The organism is Pigmentiphaga sp. CHJ604 (assembly GCF_036972535.1).
GTDB lineage: Bacteria > Pseudomonadota > Gammaproteobacteria > Burkholderiales > Burkholderiaceae_B > Pigmentiphaga > Pigmentiphaga daeguensis.
This window is the reverse complement of sequence record NZ_CP136998.1, coordinates 4,995,400-5,014,772: the sequence shown is the minus strand read 5'-3', so window position 1 is coordinate 5,014,772 and position 19,373 is coordinate 4,995,400. Positions and strand designations below refer to the sequence as shown.

21 protein-coding genes are annotated in these 19,373 nt (G+C 67.4%); 11 read left to right on the top strand and 10 right to left on the bottom strand.

The window, feature by feature from the left end:
- Window positions 1–13 precede the first annotated feature (13 nt).
- From R4823_RS24050 to R4823_RS24035, 4 genes are read right to left on the bottom strand one after another with little or no spacing between them, the layout of a single operon-like run.
- Window positions 14–1,048 carry an alcohol dehydrogenase catalytic domain-containing protein gene (locus R4823_RS24050; protein WP_338616331.1) on the bottom strand — a complete coding sequence of 345 codons (1,035 nt, stop codon included), beginning with the start codon at window positions 1,046–1,048 and terminating at the stop codon, window positions 14–16.
- A gap of 27 nt (window positions 1,049–1,075) precedes the next feature.
- The gene (locus R4823_RS24045) at window positions 1,076–2,038 is read right to left on the bottom strand and encodes a tripartite tricarboxylate transporter substrate binding protein (protein ID WP_338616330.1); all 963 of its coding nucleotides are present in this window, start codon (window positions 2,036–2,038) and stop codon (window positions 1,076–1,078) included.
- A gap of 42 nt (window positions 2,039–2,080) precedes the next feature.
- On the bottom strand, window positions 2,081–2,572 hold the full coding sequence (locus R4823_RS24040; RefSeq protein WP_338616328.1) for an aromatic-ring-hydroxylating dioxygenase subunit beta: 492 nt from the start codon (window positions 2,570–2,572) through the stop codon (window positions 2,081–2,083).
- The gene (locus tag R4823_RS24035; protein ID WP_338616326.1) at window positions 2,569–3,864 is read right to left on the bottom strand and encodes a Rieske 2Fe-2S domain-containing protein; all 1,296 of its coding nucleotides are present in this window, start codon (window positions 3,862–3,864) and stop codon (window positions 2,569–2,571) included. Before R4823_RS24035 ends, R4823_RS24040 begins: the two co-directional genes overlap by 4 nt.
- A 177-nt stretch (window positions 3,865–4,041) precedes the next feature.
- On the opposite strand from R4823_RS24035, the gene R4823_RS24030 reads away from it, so the two are divergent.
- Both R4823_RS24030 and R4823_RS24025 read left to right on the top strand, forming a co-directional pair.
- Window positions 4,042–4,839 (top strand): IclR family transcriptional regulator C-terminal domain-containing protein, encoded by a 798-nt coding sequence (locus tag R4823_RS24030; RefSeq protein ID WP_338616324.1) that lies wholly within the window; start codon window positions 4,042–4,044, stop codon window positions 4,837–4,839.
- A 207-nt stretch (window positions 4,840–5,046) separates the two neighbouring features.
- Complete coding sequence (locus R4823_RS24025; protein ID WP_338616322.1) at window positions 5,047–5,490, top strand: winged helix-turn-helix transcriptional regulator; 444 nt, start codon at window positions 5,047–5,049, stop codon at window positions 5,488–5,490.
- Between the two features lie 24 nt (window positions 5,491–5,514).
- On the opposite strand, the gene R4823_RS24020 is transcribed toward R4823_RS24025, so the two are convergent.
- From R4823_RS24020 to R4823_RS24005, 4 genes are read right to left on the bottom strand one after another with little or no spacing between them, the layout of a single operon-like run.
- Window positions 5,515–6,288, bottom strand: coding sequence for an SDR family oxidoreductase (locus tag R4823_RS24020; RefSeq protein WP_338616320.1), 774 nt, complete (start codon window positions 6,286–6,288; stop codon window positions 5,515–5,517).
- Between the two features lie 4 nt (window positions 6,289–6,292).
- Entirely contained in the window at window positions 6,293–7,222 is a 930-nt protein-coding gene (locus tag R4823_RS24015) for an ABC transporter substrate-binding protein (protein WP_338616319.1), read from the bottom strand.
- On the bottom strand, window positions 7,219–8,043 hold the full coding sequence (locus R4823_RS24010) for a hypothetical protein (protein WP_338616318.1): 825 nt from the start codon (window positions 8,041–8,043) through the stop codon (window positions 7,219–7,221). The genes R4823_RS24015 and R4823_RS24010 overlap by 4 nt, the downstream gene beginning before the upstream one ends.
- Entirely contained in the window at window positions 8,044–8,349 is a 306-nt protein-coding gene (locus tag R4823_RS24005; RefSeq protein ID WP_338616317.1) for a hypothetical protein, read from the bottom strand.
- 83 nt (window positions 8,350–8,432) lie between these two features.
- Here R4823_RS24005 and R4823_RS24000 point away from each other — a divergent pair, with 83 nt between their 5' ends.
- The 6 genes from R4823_RS24000 (at window position 8,433) to R4823_RS23975 (ending at window position 15,505) form a co-directional block, all read left to right on the top strand.
- Window positions 8,433–9,830 carry an amidase gene (locus R4823_RS24000; RefSeq protein ID WP_338616316.1) on the top strand — a complete coding sequence of 466 codons (1,398 nt, stop codon included), beginning with the start codon at window positions 8,433–8,435 and terminating at the stop codon, window positions 9,828–9,830.
- 77 nt (window positions 9,831–9,907) lie between these two features.
- The gene (locus R4823_RS23995) at window positions 9,908–11,080 is read left to right on the top strand and encodes a Rieske 2Fe-2S domain-containing protein (RefSeq protein WP_338616315.1); all 1,173 of its coding nucleotides are present in this window, start codon (window positions 9,908–9,910) and stop codon (window positions 11,078–11,080) included.
- Between the two features lie 121 nt (window positions 11,081–11,201).
- The gene (locus R4823_RS23990) at window positions 11,202–12,170 is read left to right on the top strand and encodes a tripartite tricarboxylate transporter substrate binding protein (RefSeq protein WP_338616314.1); all 969 of its coding nucleotides are present in this window, start codon (window positions 11,202–11,204) and stop codon (window positions 12,168–12,170) included.
- Window positions 12,171–12,307: 137 nt separating this feature from the next.
- On the top strand, window positions 12,308–13,141 hold the full coding sequence (locus R4823_RS23985) for a VOC family protein (RefSeq protein ID WP_338616313.1): 834 nt from the start codon (window positions 12,308–12,310) through the stop codon (window positions 13,139–13,141).
- A 7-nt stretch (window positions 13,142–13,148) separates the two neighbouring features.
- On the top strand, window positions 13,149–13,910 hold the full coding sequence (locus R4823_RS23980; RefSeq protein ID WP_243724657.1) for an IclR family transcriptional regulator C-terminal domain-containing protein: 762 nt from the start codon (window positions 13,149–13,151) through the stop codon (window positions 13,908–13,910).
- Window positions 13,911–13,915: 5 nt separating this feature from the next.
- Window positions 13,916–15,505 carry a bifunctional 3-(3-hydroxy-phenyl)propionate/3-hydroxycinnamic acid hydroxylase gene (locus tag R4823_RS23975; RefSeq protein WP_338616312.1) on the top strand — a complete coding sequence of 530 codons (1,590 nt, stop codon included), beginning with the start codon at window positions 13,916–13,918 and terminating at the stop codon, window positions 15,503–15,505.
- Between the two features lie 31 nt (window positions 15,506–15,536).
- On the opposite strand, the gene R4823_RS23970 is transcribed toward R4823_RS23975, so the two are convergent.
- Window positions 15,537–16,478, bottom strand: a complete 942-nt coding sequence (locus R4823_RS23970) for a LysR family transcriptional regulator (RefSeq protein WP_087840697.1) — start codon at window positions 16,476–16,478, stop codon at window positions 15,537–15,539.
- Window positions 16,479–16,620: 142 nt separating this feature from the next.
- On the opposite strand from R4823_RS23970, the gene R4823_RS23965 reads away from it, so the two are divergent.
- Both R4823_RS23965 and R4823_RS23960 read left to right on the top strand, forming a co-directional pair.
- The gene (locus tag R4823_RS23965; protein WP_087840696.1) at window positions 16,621–16,941 is read left to right on the top strand and encodes a DUF4148 domain-containing protein; all 321 of its coding nucleotides are present in this window, start codon (window positions 16,621–16,623) and stop codon (window positions 16,939–16,941) included.
- A 73-nt stretch (window positions 16,942–17,014) separates the two neighbouring features.
- On the top strand, window positions 17,015–17,347 hold the full coding sequence (locus R4823_RS23960; RefSeq protein WP_087840695.1) for a CzcE family metal-binding protein: 333 nt from the start codon (window positions 17,015–17,017) through the stop codon (window positions 17,345–17,347).
- Window positions 17,348–17,430: 83 nt separating this feature from the next.
- Here R4823_RS23960 and R4823_RS23955 read toward each other — a convergent pair whose 3' ends face one another.
- A complete protein-coding gene (locus R4823_RS23955; RefSeq protein WP_338616309.1) occupies window positions 17,431–18,174 on the bottom strand; it encodes a DUF481 domain-containing protein in 744 nt (247 codons plus the stop codon).
- Window positions 18,175–18,482: 308 nt separating this feature from the next.
- Here R4823_RS23955 and R4823_RS23950 point away from each other — a divergent pair, with 308 nt between their 5' ends.
- Window positions 18,483–19,337, top strand: a complete 855-nt coding sequence (locus R4823_RS23950) for a mechanosensitive ion channel family protein (RefSeq protein WP_165963318.1) — start codon at window positions 18,483–18,485, stop codon at window positions 19,335–19,337.
- Window positions 19,338–19,373: the final 36 nt, after the last annotated feature.

The following is a 19,373-nucleotide window of genomic DNA, read 5'->3' as shown; positions in this document are numbered from 1 at the left end:
GTTCCTTGTGAATTCAATGGGTGCGCATCAAGATCTTGTTGGCTTGTCCCTGATGGATCAGTTCGAACCCGCGTATCCCTTCAGCCAGCGGCAGCACGTGGCTGATCAGGGGGCGTAGATCGATCCTGCGTTCGTAGACCAGCGGGGCGGCCTTTTCCCAGGTCTGCCAGATACGCCGGCCGGATATGTTGAAAATGGTGGGGCGGGCCTTTCTCCACAGCCCGAAGTCGAAACTCACCGGTTGCGAGGGGGTGCCGACCCAGCGCACCTGGCCGAGCGGCGCCAGCATGGCGAACGTGTTGTGGGCGCCGTCCGCGGTGGCGCTGTATTCCACGACCACGTCGGCCCCGTCCGGGCCCACCATGTCGCGAACCTGCCTGGGCAAGTCGCCCGTGCGGGGGTCGATGGCCGCGTCCGCGCCCATCTGCAGGGCCAGCGTCCGCCGCAGCGGATTCGGGTCGACGCCGATCACCATGCGCGCGCCGAAGTGCCTGGCCACCGCGATGTTCATCAGGCCGATCGGTCCGCATCCATTGACCACCACGCTTTGGCCCGCCACTGCGCTGCCCTCGAGCGTGGCATGCACGGCGATGCCCAGCGGTTCGAGCAAGGCCGCCTCGTCCACCGGGACACCGGCCGGGTTGACCCACGCAATGGCGGCCGGCGCCACCATGTATTCGGCGAAAGCGCCGTCGAGGTCTATGCCGGGATGGCGCGTGTGGGCGCAGACGTGCGCGCGTCCGGTCCTGCATGCCATGCAGCGCCAGCAGGGAATGTGGCTTTCGAGCGTGACGAGATCGCCGGGCTCGATGCCGCTTACCGCCGGCCCCAGCGCTTCGACGATCCCGCATACTTCATGGCCCAGGATGCGGGGCAAGGCCATGCGGGCGGCGAACGGGCCGTGGTCGTGATAGATGTGCATGTCGGTGCCGCAGATCCCCGCGGCTTGGACGCGCAGCAGGATTTCTCCCGCGCCGGCGACGGGTTCGGCCACCTGGCGGACGGCCAGCCCGTTCGGTCCGGGCTGTGTTTTTGCGATGGAAAGCATGATCGGGTCCTTGCCGCGAATGTCGGCTCATTGGGCTTCGATGCCGGCACGCTGGGCCACCGCGGTCCAGCGTGCCGTTTCCGTGGCGACGCGCTGGCGGAATTCGGCGGGTGTCGAGGGGTGGGGCACGAAGCCATAATCATTGAGCTTTCCGATCACATCGGGCCGCTTCAGTATCTTGTGCACGTCTCGCGCGATCTTGTCGACGATCGGGGCGGGCGTGCCGGCCGGCGCCGACAGGCCGAACCAGAAGGCGATCTCCAGGCCGCTGACGCCACTTTCTGGCGCGGAAGGAATGCCGGGCGCGTACGGCTCGCGCTGCGGCGACATGAAGGCGAGCGGCTTCGCCCTGCCCGAGTCGATGAAGGGCTTGGCCGCCAGCATCGAGGAGAACACCACTTGTACGTCGCCCGCTGCCAGTGCGCTCATGGCCGGGGCTTCGCCGCGATAATTGACCTGCTCGACGTCGATGCCGGCGAGTTCGCGGAACTCCTCGAATGCCAGGAACATGCCGCCCGCGCCGGCCCCGTGGAATATCTGGTGGGGATGGGCCTTGGCGTAGCTCACCAGCTCGGCCAGCGAGTTGACCGGCAAGGACGAATTGACCGACACCAGGTAATGCGTCGAGATGAGCTGCGTGATGTGGGCGAAGCTCTTGTCCGCGTCGTAGCCCGGATCCTTGTTGTATATGTGCCCGGTCGTGATGGAGATCGGCGTGAGCAGGATCGTATAGCCGTCGGCCGGTGAACGCGCGACCGCCGAAACGCCGATCACCCCGGCGGCGCCGGCGCGGTTCTCCACGACGACGGGTTGCCCCCAAAGTCGTCCCAGTTCGCCGGCGAGCAGTCGCGCGACGCCGTCGGCCGAACCGCCTGGCGCCAGCGGCACCACCAGCTTGACGGGCTTGACCGGGTAGTCGGCGGCGAGCGCGGGCCCACAGGCCAGTGCCAGCGGGGCAAGCCAGCCTGCAATGAAGTGGCGGAATGTCATGCTTGTCTCCTTGGTTGCGTCGGCTCTTGGGCCCGCTTTTGTTCAAATGATGAAAGACAACCCTTCCAGCGGCAGATGCCGATTCAACAGCACGATCTTCTTGGAAGAGAACCGCCAGCTTCCGTCCTCCCGGCAGAAGCTTGCCGAGCAACGCGCGGGGTAGAGGCGCAATTCGCCCACCCCGCTCTGGCGCCAGTCGCCGCCGCGGCTTTCCATCAGGATCTGGCTCCATTCGGCCGCCGCCTGCGGCGCGTGGCCATCCGCGATCTTCACGCGGGGGCTCGACAGCTGGCGCAGCATGTGGGACGGCGGGGATTGGGCCACGCGCGATTCGTGCATCAATTGATGAACGCGCATGGCCAGGCGTTCGTGGTTGTCGAAGATGATCGACGAATCCTTGAGCGGGTCGCTGGCCTCGTCGATGGGCACCCAGTAGTGGGCGTGCGCGCTGTACAGGGACAGCCATTGATCGAAGCGTCCTTCGTCGAGCAGACGCGCTTCGTCATAAATGAGATCTTCGATTTCCTGCTTCATTTTCCCGCCGCCTCGCCGTTCGACATATCCGTCATGCACCGTGCCCATTTGCGCCAGAAAGCCCGTTGCGGCGTCTCGTCGCTGTATGCGCCTTCCCTGACCCCGGACGCCGCCATGCGCTCGAGGCCCAGCCCGCGGCTGAGCGTGACCCAGCGCAGGCCCGTGGCTTTCAACGCATTCTGGTTGCCGGCGAAGATGTCGATATCGTCGGCCGACAACATGCCCGCCGACCCGACCCGGGTCTGGGCGTCGAGCATGTGGTTGGCGTTGATCGAGTCGTCGACGCCGTCGAGCAGGACGGGGTACGAGTACACCTCGGTACGGTCGGCCGAGATGGGCTGGATGACGCGCACGTTGAAGTCGAAAATGGCCAGGTTGGGAAAGATCAGGAACTGGCAGTTGTTCAGGACCGCGCGGGCTTCCGCCTCGCCGTAGAGTGCGACCAGGGACGCCTCGTACTTGCGCCGGGCCTCGGCGGACACCCCGGCGGATTCCAGCGGCACGCCGGCTTCGAGGGTGCCGTGGCCGCCGGGAAAGCCCCGCGTGCGTCCGTCCGGACGAACCGTGCCGAAGTAGCGGTTGTCGAACGATCCGGCGAACTTCTGCATGGTGTTGAACGCCGAGCGATGGACGAATCCGGGGTGATAGCCGTCGTACATGTTTTCCGACTGGAACTTCCAGTTCCCCGGGTAGGCGTAGCGATGCGGGGTGGCGAGCCGGATCTTGCCGCCGGCGCTGCGCCGGACCCATCTATCGATAAGCTCGCGGCCTTCTCCGAGAAAGCTCGCCAGGTCTTCCCCATGCGGGTCCAGCGAGCCGAAGACAAACCCGTTGTAGGCGGCGATCCGCGGCACCTTGACCAGATCCTTGTTCGATCGATCGAAGTCGGCGTGATAGCGCTCCGCGGCGGGTATCCCCACCAGCTCGCCGCTGGGGCGGAACGACCAGCCATGGTAGGGGCACACCAGCACCTTGGCCGACCCGCCCTCGGCGCGGCACAGCGTGGCGCCGCGGTGGGTACAGGCGTTGAGCACCGCGGCCACGCCGCCTTCGCGGTCGCGCGAAACGATGACCGGCTGCAAGCCAAGCAGCGTGGACTTGTAGTCCCCGGCGTCGGGGATCTCGCTTTCGTGGCAAAGGTAGATCCAGCTGCTGCTGAAGATGCGGGCGATTTCCGCCTGAAAGACTTCCGCGTCGCGATAGGCATTCGTCGCGACGCGAAATTCGCCAGGGGTCTCGTCGATGTAGCTTTCCCCCCTGATGGAATCCATGATGCGTTCCGAGGCGTTCATAGGCTCGTCTCCTCCTGTCGACCGGGCGCTGCCGTGATGTGAATCCGGGCATGCTAGGACCGGCTTTCGCGGCCTACAACGTCTCCTGGAAAGAAGGTGCACAATGTGCACCTGCCCGCGCCATGTGTTCCGTCCCGCCGACCCGCATAGGCACAATGTCGTCTACAGAGACAGCATATGAAGCAGAGCTACCGTCTATGCCAATCCCTCGAACGCGGCCTTGGCCTGCTGCTCGAGCTCAATCGGTCCCCTGGCGGGTGTGCGAGCATCACCTGGCTGAGCCACGCCACCGGGATTCATCGCACCACGGTCAAGCGCCTGCTGGAAACCCTGGTCGCCCAGGGCTACGTCCATGGCGAACCAGGGGACAACCTGTATCGCCTGTCGTACAAGGTGCAGGCATTGAGCGCGGGTTTCCGGGACAACCTGCGTATCGTCGACCTGGCCGTTCCCGCGCTGCGCGCGCTCGGCAAGGCGGTTGCCTGGCCGTGTTCCATCCTGACCCTGGAAGACGTGGAAATGGTCGTGCGGGTGTCGACGCGTCCCTACAGCCCTTATGCCTTGCACCCGGGCATGCCGGGACGCCACCTGCCGCTGCTTTCCACGGCGGCGGGAAGGGTGTATCTGGCATTCTGCCCGGACGAGGAACGCGAGACATTGCTGTATTCGCTGCGCGCGCGCGGAGGATCGCAGGCGGCACTCGCCGCCAACGCCAGCCTGGTCGAGAAGGTGCTCGAAGAAGGGCGCGCGCGCGGCTATTGCCTGAACTACGGAGAGTGGGAGATCGAAACGAAATTCGGGGGCATCGCCACCCCGATATGCCACGGCGGCAGGGTGGTCGCGGCGATCAACATGGCGTTCGTCCTGAGCGGGATGAAGGGCGGCGAAGCGACGTCGCGCTATGCGTCGCAGTTGCGCGCGACCGCCAGGCAGATCGAAGAGGCCTATGCGGCCTTGGTCGAGGGTAATGCCTAGTGATGCTGTGGAAGCGCGTCGCGTTCGCCGCGGCCCCGCGCACGATGAGGGAACGTCCGTTCGTGCCTGGCCTGTTCGTATATCCGGAAGGCCGCCGCCGGATCGAACTGACCGCGAGTGCGCAATCGGGCTCCATTCGTGCCCTCGGATGGGGCGCGGCGGGGTGGTGAGCTATCATTGCCCGGACCCAATGATGTCTCACGGATTATGCGCACTCAAGACTATCCCATCGATCGCAGCATAGGCTTCCTGCTCGGCAGGACCTTTCGCCGCTTGCGTCCGATCATGGAACAGCAGATCAACAGCGCCGGGATTTCGTATGGCATGTGGTTCTTCCTGCGCGCCCTGTGGGAAAAGGACGGAGTGAGCCAGCGCGAGATCGCTGAAATGGTGGGCTTGACCCAGCCCACGGCATGGGCGGCGCTGCGCAAGCTGGAGGCGCAGAAGATGGTCAAGCTGCAACCCGATTCCGTGGACAAGCGCAGGGTCCTGGTGTTCCTGACCGACAAGGGCAGGGGCCTGGAGGAAGTGCTGCTGCCCCGCGTCGAGCACATCAACGAGATCGCCCTGGCGGACATCACCGAAGCGGACCTGGCGACTTTCCGCCGCGTGCTGGGCCGGATAGAAACCAACATCACGCCCGCCGAATGACGCCCGCCATGCGGGCGGGCGCGGTCAGATGGCGTTGATGACGCCGCCGTCCACCTGCAATGCCGTTCCATTGATGTACGAGGCCCGCTCCGAGCACAGGAAGGCCACGGCGGCGGCGATGTCCTCGGGCTGCCCGAAGCGGCCGACGGGTATGCCGGCCAGCTTGCCGGCCGTATAGGCCTGGCTGTCGGCGGCCAGTTCCTGGCCTCTCTTGAAACGGTCGGTCATGATGCGCCCGGGCACGATCGTGTTCAGCAGCACGCCGTCGCCGGCCACTTCCTTGGACAGGTATTTGAACAGGCCGTTGACGCCCGGCCGGGTGGTCACCGAGGTGACCAGGTCGGGTATGGGCTCACGCACCGCCCGGGACTGTACCGTGACCACCCGGCCCCAGCGCCGGGCCTGCATGCCGGGCAGCGTGCGATGCAGCAGCCTGAAGGCGGCGATGACCGACATCTCGAAGGCGTCGCGCAGGTCCTGCTCGGAAATGGCATCGAAGCCGCCGCGCTTGGGCGAGCCGCCGATGGAGACGAGGATGTCGATGCCGCCGTGCCGCCGTTCGGCGGCACCGACCAGCGCCTCGATGTCCGGGGCCGAGGTCAGGTCCGCGGAAATGGCCGTGACGTCGCCGCGCGCCACGGCGCGTACCTCGTCGGCGGCCTGTTCCAGTTGCGGGCGCCCGCGCGCGCACATGACGACGTGCACCCCCTGGCTGGCCAGTTCCATCGCGCAGGCCTTGCCTATGCCCTTGCTCGAGGCCGTGATCAGTGCCGTGCGCCCCGCGATTCCCAGGTCCATGGTGTCATCCTTGCGATGAAGTTGTCGGCCGCGGTCCGGTCATGGCCAGGCTGCGGTCCAGAAACGAGCGATCCCAGATGTCTTCCAGCCGGAGGGCGGGGCGGGGATAGGAGGGGGCATACAGGTCGATGACCCGCTTCATGCCGGCTTCCGACGGATAGGGCCGGTGCTGGAAACGCCGGGCGTAGAAGGCGTGGACCGCCAGCGCCTGCTCGTGGTCCAGAAAGCCCAGGTGGCGCTGCATGCTGTCCAGGACGCGGTGCGGCTGCTCGACGAACAGCGCTATCGTCCGCACGTAGGCGGCGACCGCGCGCTGCACGCGCTCCGGGTGGGCGCTGGCGTAGCGCCGGGTGGTGGCCAGGATGGGGCCCTGGAATCGCAGCTCCTCGCCCAGGTCGGCCAACTTGCGCAGGCCAAAGGCGATCGTACCGGCGATTCCGTAGTCGGCGGTCAGCACGCCGGCGGCGATGCGGCCGTCCTGCAAGGCCTGATAGATCGCGGGGTAGGTGCCCAGCTCCAGCAGTTCCACGTCTGCGCGGGACAGGTCCCACTTGTCCAGCATCGCGGCGGCGCTGACGCCCGTCTGGCCGGGCATGCTGAGCACGCCGATTCGTCCTCCGGCCAGCGCCCGGGGGGTATCGATGTGGGCGGCCCCCAGCAGGTACAGCGCATTGGTCTGTTCCGCGGCCAGCAGGATGACGGGATCGTGCCCTTCGTACACCGCCTGTACCAGCGGGACGGCGCCGAATTCGGCCAGTTCGTATTCCCCCGCGATCAGGCCGCGTACACCCTCGGGGCCGGCGGTTTCTTCCCGGGCGATGCGCAGGTCCAGTCCTTGTGCGCGGAAGATTCCGGCATCGCGGCCGATCACGCCCAGGCTCTGCGCCGTCGATCGGAGTCCCAGCGCCAGACGCACTTGCGGTAGCGTCTTCATCGCCCGGCGCCGTCGAATATGGCGACCGCACAGCCCGTATCCCATGCCTCGATGGGTTCGTAGGCGAGGGTGCGGGGCCGGCGGTCGTGGGCCGCGCCCATGGCCGCCACCCACAGCCGGACTTCCCAGGCGCCGAAACCCGCGGCATCCAGCCGCGCGGGCGGCATGGCGAGAATCTCGGCCGTGGCGCCCCGGTCCAGCAGGGAAAGGAATTCCCGGTCGAAGGTTTCGTCCAGCCGATCGGCCTCCGCCGCGCCGGGGGCGTGGGAAAGGCCGCCCGAGCCGAGCACGCCCACGCGCATGCCGCTGGCATCGATGGCCGAACGGATGGCCTGGCCCAGCTCGTGGCAGCGCGGCAGCGACATCAGCGGCGGCACCTGGCAGTTCATCATGACCCAGACCACGGGGATGTCGAAAGCGGGGGCGAGCAGGCCGAGCGGAACGACGACGCTGTGTTCCAGTTCGGTCTGCGCGGCGCCGGCCGGTTCGATGCCGCGGCTGTAGGCATGCCGCATGATGGCCTGCGCCAGTTCGGGCGCGCCGGGCACGTCCATCTTCTCCACGCCCAGCCAGTCTTCCACCGGCCCGCTGTACCGGGCGTTGAGGGAAACGCAGCATGCGGGCATGTTGCCGATGAAAAAGTTGGAGAAGTGGTCGGGGGCGATGACCACCATGGCATCCAGGTGCGCGGCCGAGACGGCCGACCGCAGGGCCGCCGCCGCATCGAAGAATGCCTGCCGCTGCGCGGCAGGCGCCGCCTGGGTGAAGGCGGCGATGCCTGGTGCGTGGCTCATGGCCGCCGCGAATTCGAGCGTGCCCATTCAGGCCTCGCCGCGGCTGTCCAGCCGGTAGTCGCTGCAGAAGGTACGGGCGCCCTTGAGCGGGGCCAGCGCATGCTGGTAGTCGGCACGGGAGATGCCGACCATGCGCGAGTAGGGCGCGAGCAGCAAGGGGTGCACCCCCATCAGATAGAGCGAGGCCAGGTCGCCGTGCGCCAGGGCGCTGCGTTCCGCGTCGGTCAGATCGGCATCCCGGAGCGCCGCCTGGGGGTCCGATTTCAGCAGCGCGGCTCGCCCCTTGTCGTGCTTCAAGTCGAAGATCAAGCGCTGGACCGCGAAAAGACTCATGACGTCACCTCGCAAATTAATTAGATAGCAATCTAAATTGTTTGGTGTATAGTGTCAATCAACATCGGATCGGGGAGGTGCCCGTGAGCGCGATACATCCAGGCGGCAGTCCGTGGCGGCTCGGTGCCAGCGAAAGCGCCGCCTTGTTGCGGGCCCGCCGGCTTTCCCCGGTGGAACTGCTCGAGTCCGTGCTGGAACGGGCCCGGACGAGCAACGCGGCGGTCAACGCCGTCGTCGCCAGCCCCGAGACCGCCGTGCTGCTGGCCGAAGCCAGGGCGTCGGACCGTCGATTCGCGGCCGGCCGGCCTGCGGGGGGGCTCGACGGGATTCCCCTCACCGTCAAGGACAATCTGTGGGTGCGGGGGCTGCCGGCGACCTGGGGCGTGAGCGCGCTGGCGTCTTTCGTCCCCGCACGCGACGAAAAGGCCGTGGCCTGTGTGCGCGAGGCGGGCGGGGTGGTGCTGGGCAAGACCAATGTCCCGCCGATGGCCCTGGCCGCCATCACCGGCAATGACGTGTACGGTGCGACGCGCAATCCCCTGGCGCCCGAACTGACGCCGGGCGGTTCCAGCGGCGGCGCGGCGGCCGCGGTGGCGTCCGGCATCGGGGCGCTGGCGCTGGCCACCGACGCCGGGGGATCGATACGGCGTCCGGCCGCCTATACCGGTACGGTGGGTTTCAAGCCGTCCCCCGGCTGCACCTGGCCTTCCAGCGGTTTTCCCCGCACGTCGCTCGATTTCCAGGTCGTCGGCCCCATCGCGCGATCGGTGGAAGATTGCGCGCTGCTGGCCGCGGTGCTCGCCGTCGACCGGTCCTGTTTCCCCTGGCAGGAACGCCCCGGCCGGCCCGATGCGTGGCTGCGCGAATGGGCGCATGCGCGGCGGGCGCGGATACTCGCCATTTCCCCGCCCGAACAGGGGCAGGAGCCCGTGGTCTGCGCCGCGCTGAACGAATGCGCGGAGCGCCTGGCGCGTGCCGGCCATCGGGTCGACTGGCGGCCCATGCCCTATTCTGTGGCCCAGGTCGATGCCTTCTGGACGGAACTCATCCCGCACGGCGTACGAGCCGCCGTCGACGAACTCGGGTTGAACGACGCGGCGCTGCCGGCGTCCCTGGGGGATCTTGCCCGGCGCTCGTCCGCATCCACCGCCGCCGATATGTATCGCACGGTCGCGCGGCTGCTGGACTGGCGGCGGCAGCTCGAGGCGCTCTGGTCGGAGGCGGATGTGATCCTGTCGCCGGCATCCCCCTGTCTGGCCTGGCCGCACGACCAACCCTATCCCGCCCGCATCGACGGCCAGCCGGCGTCTGCGCGCGCGGGCGCGGTCTATGCGGCCTTCGCCAACGCGGCGGGGGCGCCGTCGATCTCGGTGCCGGTGCCATGGCATCCGGGCATCGGCATCCAGCTGACCGGCGCGCCCGGCAGCGACGCCCAATTGCTGGCCTGGGCGTGGGAATGCGAGCAGGCCATGCTGGCATGAACGGGCGGCTTTTTTCCGTTGATAAAACGTTAGCTATCTAATTGATTGTGCTGGCGTCAGCCTGGCAGGAGGAGAACATGAGCGATAGGCAGGATGGTCCGGAACTCGTGCGCGGCGTGCCGCAGGGGTTGGAACTGGGGTTGAGGAATTATTGGTATCCCATGGTGCAAAGCGAGGAGCTGCCGTCCGGCAAGCCGATAGGGATCCGATGCCTGAACGAGGATCTGGTGCTGTTTCGCGACAAGCAGGGTGCGCCGGGGGTCCTGTTCGATCGGTGCCCGCACCGGTATGTGAGGCTGTCCAGCGGCAGAGTGCTGGATGGGCAATTGCAGTGCGCCTATCACGGCCTGCGGTTCGACGGCGGGGGGGCATGCACGCTGATTCCCTGGGAAAGCGCCGCCGATGCCGGGCAATTGTCCAAGGCCCGTGTCCGTTCCTACCCCTGCGCCGAACTGGGCGGCTATGTGTGGGCCTACATCGGGGATACCGGCCGCTTTCCCGCGCCGCCGATCGAGGACTGCGTGCCGGAAGAACTGCTGCATCCCGACCGCTTCGTGCACTTCCGGCTGCCCACCGAAGAGTGGGACGCGAACTGGCTGCTGGTGATCGATGGCAGCGATGCCTATCATGCCGTCACCTTGCACATGGAATCGCAGTATCACGAAGCCGTGGCCCGCTACCTGGGGCCGGAAGAGGGCGGCGGCCCGAAGCTGACGCCGCTGGAGGACCGGCGGGTCAGGATCGTCGAGACGGACGGCCACGGCCTGCGCGGCATTTCCGTGGACCTGGAGGGCAATATGCTCGACCATGGCCATGGCCTGGACAAGATCAAGGGCGAGCGTTTCAACCTGCCCGGCCTGGTCTCCAACGTGCTGCGCCCGACGGCCGGCACCGCGGCCTATGTGTCGCGGCTGTTCCAGGTTCCCATCGACTATCACCGCACGAGGCTGTTCCGCTACGCGGCGTGGCGCGCCGACACGGTGGAAGCGCGCGCGCGCCTCGCCCTGCATTTCGAGACCGTGGTCAAGCCGAGGCAGTTGAAGACGGCGGCGGAAGACCGGGAGCTGGCCCGCGTGGCGGGCGATCTGGTGGATTCGCGCAAGAACGAAATCCTGTTCGGTCCCGACCGGGACATGCTGCGCATCAGGCGGCGCATAGCCGCGGCATTCACGGCGCAGCAGACCGGCAATCGCCGCGCGCCCGCCGAGGAGCCCACGCCGGCGCCGGCCTCGCTGGTATTCCCCGTCTGAGGCAGGTGCCCGTAGCGATGCAGTGCCGTGGCGGCGGTCCGGACGGGCCGCCGCCCCCGAGTTTCCCGTAGTTCACCCGGCTGCCCGAGGGGAGCCGCATGGCGTCTAGCAGAGGTGGAATATGAAAAAGCTTGTGGCAGCAGTCCTCGGCATGGGCATCGCGCTCGCGGCGCCCGCGTCGGCGCAGGTCCCGGACTATCCGGCAAGGCCCATCACCCTGATCATGCCCTACAGCGCCGGCACGGGCATAGACACCGCCACGCGCGCGCTGGCCGAGAAGCTGCGCGTGCGCATGAAGGTGCCCTTCATCGTGCAGAACAAGGTCGGCGCGGGCGGCAACATCGGCAGCGAGTTCGTCGCGCGCTCGGCCCCGGACGGCTACACCCTGCTGGTCGTCGCCAATACGCTGGCCATGAATCCTGGCCTGTACAAGAACCTGCCCTATGATCCGGTCAGGGATTTCGCGCCCGTCGGCCTCTTGTTCAAGGGGGCGATGGTACTGGTGGCCGGCAGCAAGGTGCCCGCGCGCAATCTGGCCGAATTCGTGGCGGCGGCCGCGCAGGCGCCTGGGCAGTACAACTATGCGTCGTCCGGGGTCGGCACGCCGCAGCACCTGGCCATGGAATTGCTGAAGGAAGCCACGGGCATGAACATCATGCACATCCCCCACAAGGGGGCGGGCGAGGCGGTGACGGCGATCGCGGGCGGCCAGGTGGAGGTCGGGTTCGTGCCCATCCAGTCCGCGCTGGTCCAGATCGAGGCCGGCACGATGCACGCGCTGGCGGTATCGAGTCCCGCGCGGCAGCCGGCCCTGCCGGACGTGGCCACGGTGGCGGAGTCGGTGGGCAAGCCTTTCGACGTGGATCTCTGGTACGGGCTGTTCGCGCCCGCGGGCACGCCGGCGGCCATCATCGACAAGCTGCATCGCCAGATGCAGGAAGCCCTGGCCGATCGGGACATGCAGCAGAGCCTGTCGGCCCAGGGCATGGTCAGCGCGGTCAGCACGCCGGCCGAACTGGATTCGCTGGTGCGAACGGACCTGGCGCGCTGGGCGCGCGTCATCGAGGCCCGCGGCATCACGCCCAACTGAGCAAGCCCGTTTTCCGCAGGCCGGCCGGCCTGATTTCGGTTCTCGTCTCAGTATGTGAGAAATTCCGTTGACGCCGGGCGCCGGGGCGCGGGATAGTTCGCCCGACAGGAAATGAATACTATCGGTGGAACGAAACCATGGAATTGGGCGCATCGCTGCATCATCTGCATTTGACCTCGCCGGACCCGCAGCGTCTGGCGGACTTCTACTCCCGCACGCATGGCATGGCGCCGCATGCCGATGCCGGCCGCTGGGTGTGCGTCGCGCCGGGGCGCACGCTCGTGCTGTCGAAGGGACCGGCCAACCGGCTCGAGTACGCGTTGTTCGGTTTCGAGGACGCCGGGCGCTGGCGGGCCTTCAAGGAACGGGTGGGCGCGCGGGCGACGATCGAGGTGCCGCCGCTGCCGGTGGCGTGCGATGAGGCACTGGCGGTGCGCGATCCCGACGGCAACCTGATCGTTTTCGCGCTGCGCCCCGGCACGCCGGCGGGCGTGCCGTCCCGCGACACGCTGCCCGGCGCTCATCTGCAGCACTTCGCGCTGCGTACCCTGGATCCCGCGCCGATGCTGGCCTTCTATGAGGGCGTGCTCGGCTTCACGCTGTCGGATCGCGTCCAGGACGACGAGGGCGTGCTGCGCGCCTGCTTCCTGCGCACGGAAAGCCTGCACCACGCGCTGGCGCTGTTCCGCGCCCCCGTGCGCTGCTTCGACCACCAGTCCTTCGAGACCATGTCGTGGGACGACATGAAGGCCTGGGGCGACCACATGGCCTCCATCCGCGAGACCATCGTCTGGGGCATCGGCCGCCATGGCCCGGGCAACGACGTGTTCTTCATGGTGCGCGACCCGGACGGCAACCTGGCCGAGATCTCGGCCGAGATCGAGGTCTGCCCGCCGGATCGTCCCGCGGGGGTGTGGGTGCACGAAGAGCGCACCCTCAACCTCTGGGGCAAGGCCATCATGCGCGATTGAGTCCATCGTGTCCGAACGCCTGCTGCGCATACTCGAGTCCTTCGACCTCAGCCGCCCGGTGCGCAAGCCGGCCCAGCTCATGGACGAGCTGGGCGTGTCGCGAGCCAGCATCTACCGGGACCTGAAGGCGCTGGAGGAAGCCGGCCTGCTCGAACGGGTGGCCGACCGGGGCTATGCGCTGGGACCGCTGATCGTCGAGCTGGATCGGCAGATCCGGCTGGCCGACCCGCTGCTGCAGGCATCCGGCACCTTGCTGCGCAAGCTGGCCGCGGAGACGGGCGGCACCGTGCTGCTGTGCCGCGTGCATGGCGACAAAGTCCTGTGCATCCACCAGGAGATGCCCTCGGATCCGGTCACGCCGGTCAGCTATGAGCGCGGCCGGGCGATGCCCTTGTACCGGGGCGCGACCTCCAAGGTGATCCTGGCGCACCTGCCCCGCGCCGAACTGGAGCGGTTGTGGAATCGGGACCGCGCCACCATCGTCGCGGCCGGCTTTCCGTCCGGCCTGCAGGGCTTCCTGGCCGAGCTCGAACCGCTGCGCGAGGCCAAGGCCTGCGTGACGCACAGCGAGGTCGACGCGGGCATGGCGGGCCTGGCGGTGGCGCTGCTGGACGGGCAGCGGGTGCTGGGCAGCCTCAGTGTCGTCATCCCGCTGGCCAGGCTGCCCGCCGCGCGCAGCAAGACCGTGCTGTCCAAGGTCTTCTCGGTCGCATCCTCCATCGAATCGACTCTCGAAAACGAACGTCTGCGGGCTCGCAGCAAAAGATAGCAATCATGCACGCAACCTCCCATTATCCGGTCATCGTCCTCGGTGCCGGCCCGACCGGCTTGACCCTCGCGAACCTGCTCGGAGGCTACGGCGTCCGCACGCTGCTGCTGGAACGCAATGCATCGACGGTGGATGAACCCCGCGCCGTGTCGATCGACGACGAGAGCCTGCGCACGGCCCAGGCGGCGGGTCTGATCGACGAGATCCTGCCGTCCATCGTCCAGGGCTACGGAGTCCATTACTTCTCGTGGTCGGGTCGCGAGTTCGCGCGCATCGAGCCGCAATCGACCGAATACGGCTATCCCAAGCGCAATGCCTTCCGGCAGGCCGTGCTGGCGGCGCAGTTGCGCGACGGGCTGCGGCGGTTTGCGCATGTCGAGACGAGGTTCCGGCACGAGCTGCGGCGCTTCGAGCAAATGGGCGACAAGGTGGTGCTGGAGATCGACCACGCCGGCACGCCGGTCACGCTGAGCTGCGACTGGCTGGTCGCGTGCGACGGCGGCCGCAGCGGCGTGCGCGAACAACTGGGGATTCCGCTGTCGGGCAACACCTTCGCCGAGAAGTGGCTGATCGTGGATCTGCTCGATCGCAAGACGCCTTTCCGCCATACGCGGACCTACTGCGATCCGGTCCGGCCGGCCATACGCCTGCCCGGCCCGCAGGGCACGGTGCGCTACGAGTTCATGCTGAAGGAGGGGGAGACCGCCGAGTACGTGCTGGACGAAGCCCGGCTGCGCGGCTGGATCCGTGAGCGCGAGCCGCTGGACGAGGACCTGCCCATCGCCCGCAAGGTGGTCTACACCTTCCATGCCCGCCTGGCCGAACGCTGGCGCGAGGGCCGGGTGCTGCTGGCGGGCGACGCCGCCCACCTGACGCCGCCGTTCGCGGGCCAGGGCATGAACAGCGGCGTGCGCGACGCCACGAACCTGGCGTGGAAGCTGCACGCCGTGGTGCGCGGGCTGTGCGGTCCGGCGTTGCTCGATACCTATGAGCAGGAACGCAAGCCCCACGCCTGGGCGCTGATCGAGATGGCGATACGCATCGGCCGCTACATGCAACCGAAGTCGCGGCTGGAAGCCATGGCTGCCCAATGGGCGCTCAAGCTGTGCAGCCTGTATCCGCCGGCGCGGGACTATGTCCTGCAACTGAAGTTCAAGCCCAAGCCGCGTTTCAGGGACGGTTTCTTCGTGCCCTGCCAGGCGCCGGACACGGCCATCAAGGCGGGGCAACTGATGCCGCAGCCTCGCGTGGAATGGCCCGGGGGACGGCGGCGCCTGCTGGACGAGGCGCTCGGCCCCGGCTTTGCCTGCCTGTGCCGGGCGGGCCAGCCGCTGGATCCGGAGGTCGAAAGCTGGATGGCGTCGATGGGCGTGCGCCGGGTCGAACTGGTGCCCGCCGAGGACGACTTCCCCTGGCCCGAGACGCCGGAGCGCCTGGTCGTGCGGGACTGCGAAGGCGTCCTGGCGCGGGTGATGGCCGAGGCCGGCGCGCAGGCCATGCTGGTCCGGCCCGACCGCTATGTGCTGGCCTTCCTGTCGGGCGGCAAGGACGACGCGGCGCAACTGCGGGCGCTGCTGGCCCGCTACCGGGCGTAGCGGCGGGTTCCGCGCCCCGGGGCGCCGGGGCCTACCAGGCGATCTGGCTCATCGGATCGCCGTCTTCCTCGCGCCCCACCATCAGTTCTTCCGCGATCTGATCCCGCACCCAGCGGTGCAGAGGACTCAGGTGCGTGCGGACGTGCCAGGCCATCGCGAACTCGAACTTGGGCAGCGTATAGGGCAGCGGATAGTTCTTGAGCGTGGACATCATGCCGCGCGCCAGCGAGGTCGGAAATACCGAGACGAAGTCCGTGTTGCGCAGCACGCGCTCGGCCACGAGAAAGCTCGGCACGGACACGACGGTCTGCCGCGACAGTCCCATTTCCTTCAGGATCTCGTCGGTGACGTCGTCGAACTCCCCGCCCAGGGGCAGCACGATGACGTGCCGCATGGCGACGAAGTCCTTGAGCGTCAGTTGCTTCTTCCGGTAGGGGTGATCCCAGCGCATGACGCAGACGAAGGTCTCGTCGTGCAGCGGGCGCACGTGCAGCCGGTCGGGAAAGGCCGAACGGCGCGAAATGACGAGGTCCACCTGGCCCGAGGCCATGTGCTGCTCGACGTCCGGCACCGTCGAGCGATTCGCGGTGACGAAGCCTATCTGCACGCCCGGCGCCATATCGGCCAGATTGCCGAACCACTTGGCCAGCCGGCACTGGGTCGCATCGTTGGTGCCGATCAGGATGCTGCCCTGCGCGGTCCTGGGATCGAAATGGTCAGGCTGGACGAGCGCCCGGAATCCGTCCAGCAGTTCGGACAGCCGGGGGGCAAGCTCCAGCGCGCGCGGCGTGGGCGTCATTCCGCGGGCGCCGGGGATCAGCAGCGGATCGTCGAACATGCGCCGCAGCCGCACCAACTGCGCGGATACGGCCGGCTGGCTGCTGTTGAGCTTGACCGCCGCCTTCGTGACGTTCAACTCGTTGAGCAGGGTCTCCAGGGTCAGGAGCAGGTTCAGGTCCACGCGGCCAACCATAATCCAATCCTTATGCCAACAATTCGACTTATTGATTTCAATTATGCCTTCAAAAGGCGCATTATTCCTACACGGTCAATCAAGCAATTAGCACATACCCTTGATTCAGGCTGAAAGATCAACGAGAAAAACGGAGTTCATCATGAAGACCTTTGCATATACCGCCCTGATTGCCGCTTCTCTTATCGGTGCCGCCGCCCATGCCGACCAGGGCAACAACTACGGCAACGATTTCCCCCCTCCCGGAATCTCGACCACGCATGAGCTGACCCGCGCGCAAGTGCTGGCCGAGCTGGCCGAGGCCAAGGCCCATGGCGGCATCGTCTACGGCCAGGAAGGTTTCCCCTACGAAACGGCCCAGAAGGCCGCGCCGGTCAGCCGCGCCCAGGTGGTCGAAGAGCTCAAGCGCGCCGAACTGGCCCGCCGCGCGGGCGGCCCGGGCGAATACCCCAACAACCTGTAAGCCACGCCGCGTGCCGGCCGGGGCCGCATCCCCGGCCAGGCCGCGCGCCTGACCAGATCCTGGAGTTCCCGTCATGAAAGCCCAAGTTTCTTCCTTCGTCGCTGCGGCGTTGATCGGCCTGGCGGGCGTCTCGGCTCACGCCGCGTCCACCCCGCCGGACCTGCTGGGTTCGCCGGTCACCGTCGAAAGCGCCGAACGCGCCATCGCGTTGAACGACGGCACGCGCTACGTCAACGTGCAGTACGGCGAAACCGTGCGCTTCGACGTCGACGGCAAGAGTTTCGCCGTGAAGTTCAACGGCATCCGCGGCGCGTTCGACCTGAACGACCTGGCGCCCGCCGGCGTGCTGAACCACACCATCAGGGCCTACGTCAGTCCATCCCCCCTGGACGAGCGCGGCCTCTGATTCCCTCCCGCACCGCGCCATCCCACCCGGACGGCGCGTAGCCCGCAGGCCATACGCCTGCGGGCTTTTTTTACGCCGGGCGGCTATTCGAAGCGATAGCCGATATTCGTCAGGAGCAGGGTGTCCGATTTCTTCACCCCCGGCTGCGGATTGCTCATGTACCGGTTCGACAGCGTGACCTTGAGCTCGATCTTCTTGGTGATGGACGTGGTGATGCCGGCGTCGAACTGGATGCGGTACTCGCCGCCGTCGCTGATGTTGGGGTAGAGCGCCAGGCGCTGGTTGAGCGAGGTCGTGTCCGAGATCATGTGGGTGGATTCTTCCCCCAGCAGCAGTTCGGTCGAGTTGCGGGTTTCGGTGGTGAAGCGCTCGTGGTTATACGCCAGGCCCGTGAAGAGGTCGAAGACGGTCTTCTCGGTCTTGATGATGTGCCGCCCGACACCGGCCGCGGCCACGCCGCGCATGTCCAGTTCCTGCAGCTTGTCGTGCTCGATGTCCAGCGAGCCGAAGCCGAAGGTCCGGTCGGTGATGTCGCGGTCGTACTTGCCGCCCATGCGCAGCAGGTTGGCGGTTTCGCTGCTGCTGCCGTTTTCCTTCTTGGTGCCGTAGAGCGCGGTCAGTGTGAAGTTCAGGCGGTCCCGGTCCGTGGCCCGCCCCGCGTTGGCGCCCAGGTTGAACGACGTGGAGTCGGTGTTGCCGGAAGCCAGGCTGGCGCCGGCGTTGATGGAGCCGCGCCACTTGCCGTCGGTCTTCAGCGGAGCCTGCGCCCAGGCTGGCGCGGCTGCGAGGGCGAGGGCGAGGGGGGCGATATGTCGGGTCTTAAACATCGATGCGTTCTCCTTATTGCACCTGGCCGCATGGCGGGCATGCGGCGGGACATCCTCAATGACGGGTTGCCATTCGGAGTGGGGTTGGACGAGTCCGCGGCCGGCAGCGGCGGGGCTCGAGGGGAATGCGTCGCGAGACGCGGTCGGATACGGAAGCGCGGCGCGGCCGCGTTCCGGGTGGGGCGTGCCGCAAGCTGGGCGCGCCGCCTGGGCGACGATGCGCCCAGCCATCACCTTACACCGCGCATGTGGCCGGTGCCAACGTAGAATGGCGTGATCGCTCATTCCGGCGCATGCCTTTTCGCTTCATGGATGTCATCGTTTCGCTCTGGGACCGGCTGGTGGCGTGGTTCACCGCCTCCGATACTCCCGCCCAGCTGGTGGTGTCGCTGGTGGTGCTGCTTGCCGCCATGTTCGCCACGCGCGCCACCACGCGCTATTACCGGGGCAAGGGCTCGGGCTCGACTGAAGAGCGCCGCACCAGCTACCTGACCGTGCGCAACTCCATCGTCATCGTGACGATGCTGCTGATGCTGTTCATCTGGGGCGGCCAGTTGCGCCATTTCGCGCTGTCGGTGGCGGCGCTGGCGGCGGCGGTGGCCATCGCCAGCAAGGAATACGTGATGAGCGCCCTGGGCTCGCTGATGCGCGCGACCCAGCGGACCTACTCGGTGGGCGACGTGATCGAGATCAGCGGCATGAAGGGCGAGGTGCTGACCATCGACCTGTTCACCACCGCGCTGCTGGAGCAGACGTCGTCGGGCCTGGTCACGGGCCGGGTCTGCCGCTTCCCCAACATGATGCTGCTGCTCAACCCCGTGCGCACGATCTCGGCCATGGGCACCTTCGTGCTGGAGTCGGTGCGGGTGCCGCTGGAGCCGGGGGACGACATTCCCGCGGCCCAGGAGAGGCTGCTGCGGGCGGGCAGGGAGGTGTGCGAACCCTGGCTGGAACAGGCCGACGTGCACTTCCGCCATATCGAGGGCGCCTACCTGATCGCGCTGCCCGCCAGCGAGCCCCTGGCCGTGATCGAGCCCGTGGACCCCAAGCGGCTGGACGTGGTGCTGCGTTTTCCCTGCCCCAGCAACCGGCGCGTGCGCACGGGCCAGGAAGTGCTGGTCCACTACTACCGGCAGTTGCAGGACCAGGCGGCGAAGGGCTGAGCCCGGCGCTGTACACTGGCGCCTGTAGCGTCGTTC

Coding starts and splice junctions, on each gene's coding strand:
- R4823_RS24050 (WP_338616331.1), bottom strand. CDS start 1,048: ATGCTTTCCATCGCAAAAACACAGCCCGGACCGAACGGGCTGGCCGTC.
- R4823_RS24045 (WP_338616330.1), bottom strand. CDS start 2,038: ATGACATTCCGCCACTTCATTGCAGGCTGGCTTGCCCCGCTGGCACTG.
- R4823_RS24040 (WP_338616328.1), bottom strand. CDS start 2,572: ATGAAGCAGGAAATCGAAGATCTCATTTATGACGAAGCGCGTCTGCTC.
- R4823_RS24035 (WP_338616326.1), bottom strand. CDS start 3,864: ATGAACGCCTCGGAACGCATCATGGATTCCATCAGGGGGGAAAGCTAC.
- R4823_RS24030 (WP_338616324.1), top strand. CDS start 4,042: ATGAAGCAGAGCTACCGTCTATGCCAATCCCTCGAACGCGGCCTTGGC.
- R4823_RS24025 (WP_338616322.1), top strand. CDS start 5,047: ATGCGCACTCAAGACTATCCCATCGATCGCAGCATAGGCTTCCTGCTC.
- R4823_RS24020 (WP_338616320.1), bottom strand. CDS start 6,288: ATGGACCTGGGAATCGCGGGGCGCACGGCACTGATCACGGCCTCGAGC.
- R4823_RS24015 (WP_338616319.1), bottom strand. CDS start 7,222: ATGAAGACGCTACCGCAAGTGCGTCTGGCGCTGGGACTCCGATCGACG.
- R4823_RS24010 (WP_338616318.1), bottom strand. CDS start 8,043: ATGGGCACGCTCGAATTCGCGGCGGCCATGAGCCACGCACCAGGCATC.
- R4823_RS24005 (WP_338616317.1), bottom strand. CDS start 8,349: ATGAGTCTTTTCGCGGTCCAGCGCTTGATCTTCGACTTGAAGCACGAC.
- R4823_RS23995 (WP_338616315.1), top strand. CDS start 9,908: ATGAGCGATAGGCAGGATGGTCCGGAACTCGTGCGCGGCGTGCCGCAG.
- R4823_RS23990 (WP_338616314.1), top strand. CDS start 11,202: ATGAAAAAGCTTGTGGCAGCAGTCCTCGGCATGGGCATCGCGCTCGCG.
- R4823_RS23985 (WP_338616313.1), top strand. CDS start 12,308: ATGGAATTGGGCGCATCGCTGCATCATCTGCATTTGACCTCGCCGGAC.
- R4823_RS23975 (WP_338616312.1), top strand. CDS start 13,916: ATGCACGCAACCTCCCATTATCCGGTCATCGTCCTCGGTGCCGGCCCG.
- R4823_RS23970 (WP_087840697.1), bottom strand. CDS start 16,478: ATGGTTGGCCGCGTGGACCTGAACCTGCTCCTGACCCTGGAGACCCTG.
- R4823_RS23965 (WP_087840696.1), top strand. CDS start 16,621: ATGAAGACCTTTGCATATACCGCCCTGATTGCCGCTTCTCTTATCGGT.
- R4823_RS23960 (WP_087840695.1), top strand. CDS start 17,015: ATGAAAGCCCAAGTTTCTTCCTTCGTCGCTGCGGCGTTGATCGGCCTG.
- R4823_RS23955 (WP_338616309.1), bottom strand. CDS start 18,174: ATGTTTAAGACCCGACATATCGCCCCCCTCGCCCTCGCCCTCGCAGCC.
- R4823_RS23950 (WP_165963318.1), top strand. CDS start 18,483: ATGGATGTCATCGTTTCGCTCTGGGACCGGCTGGTGGCGTGGTTCACC.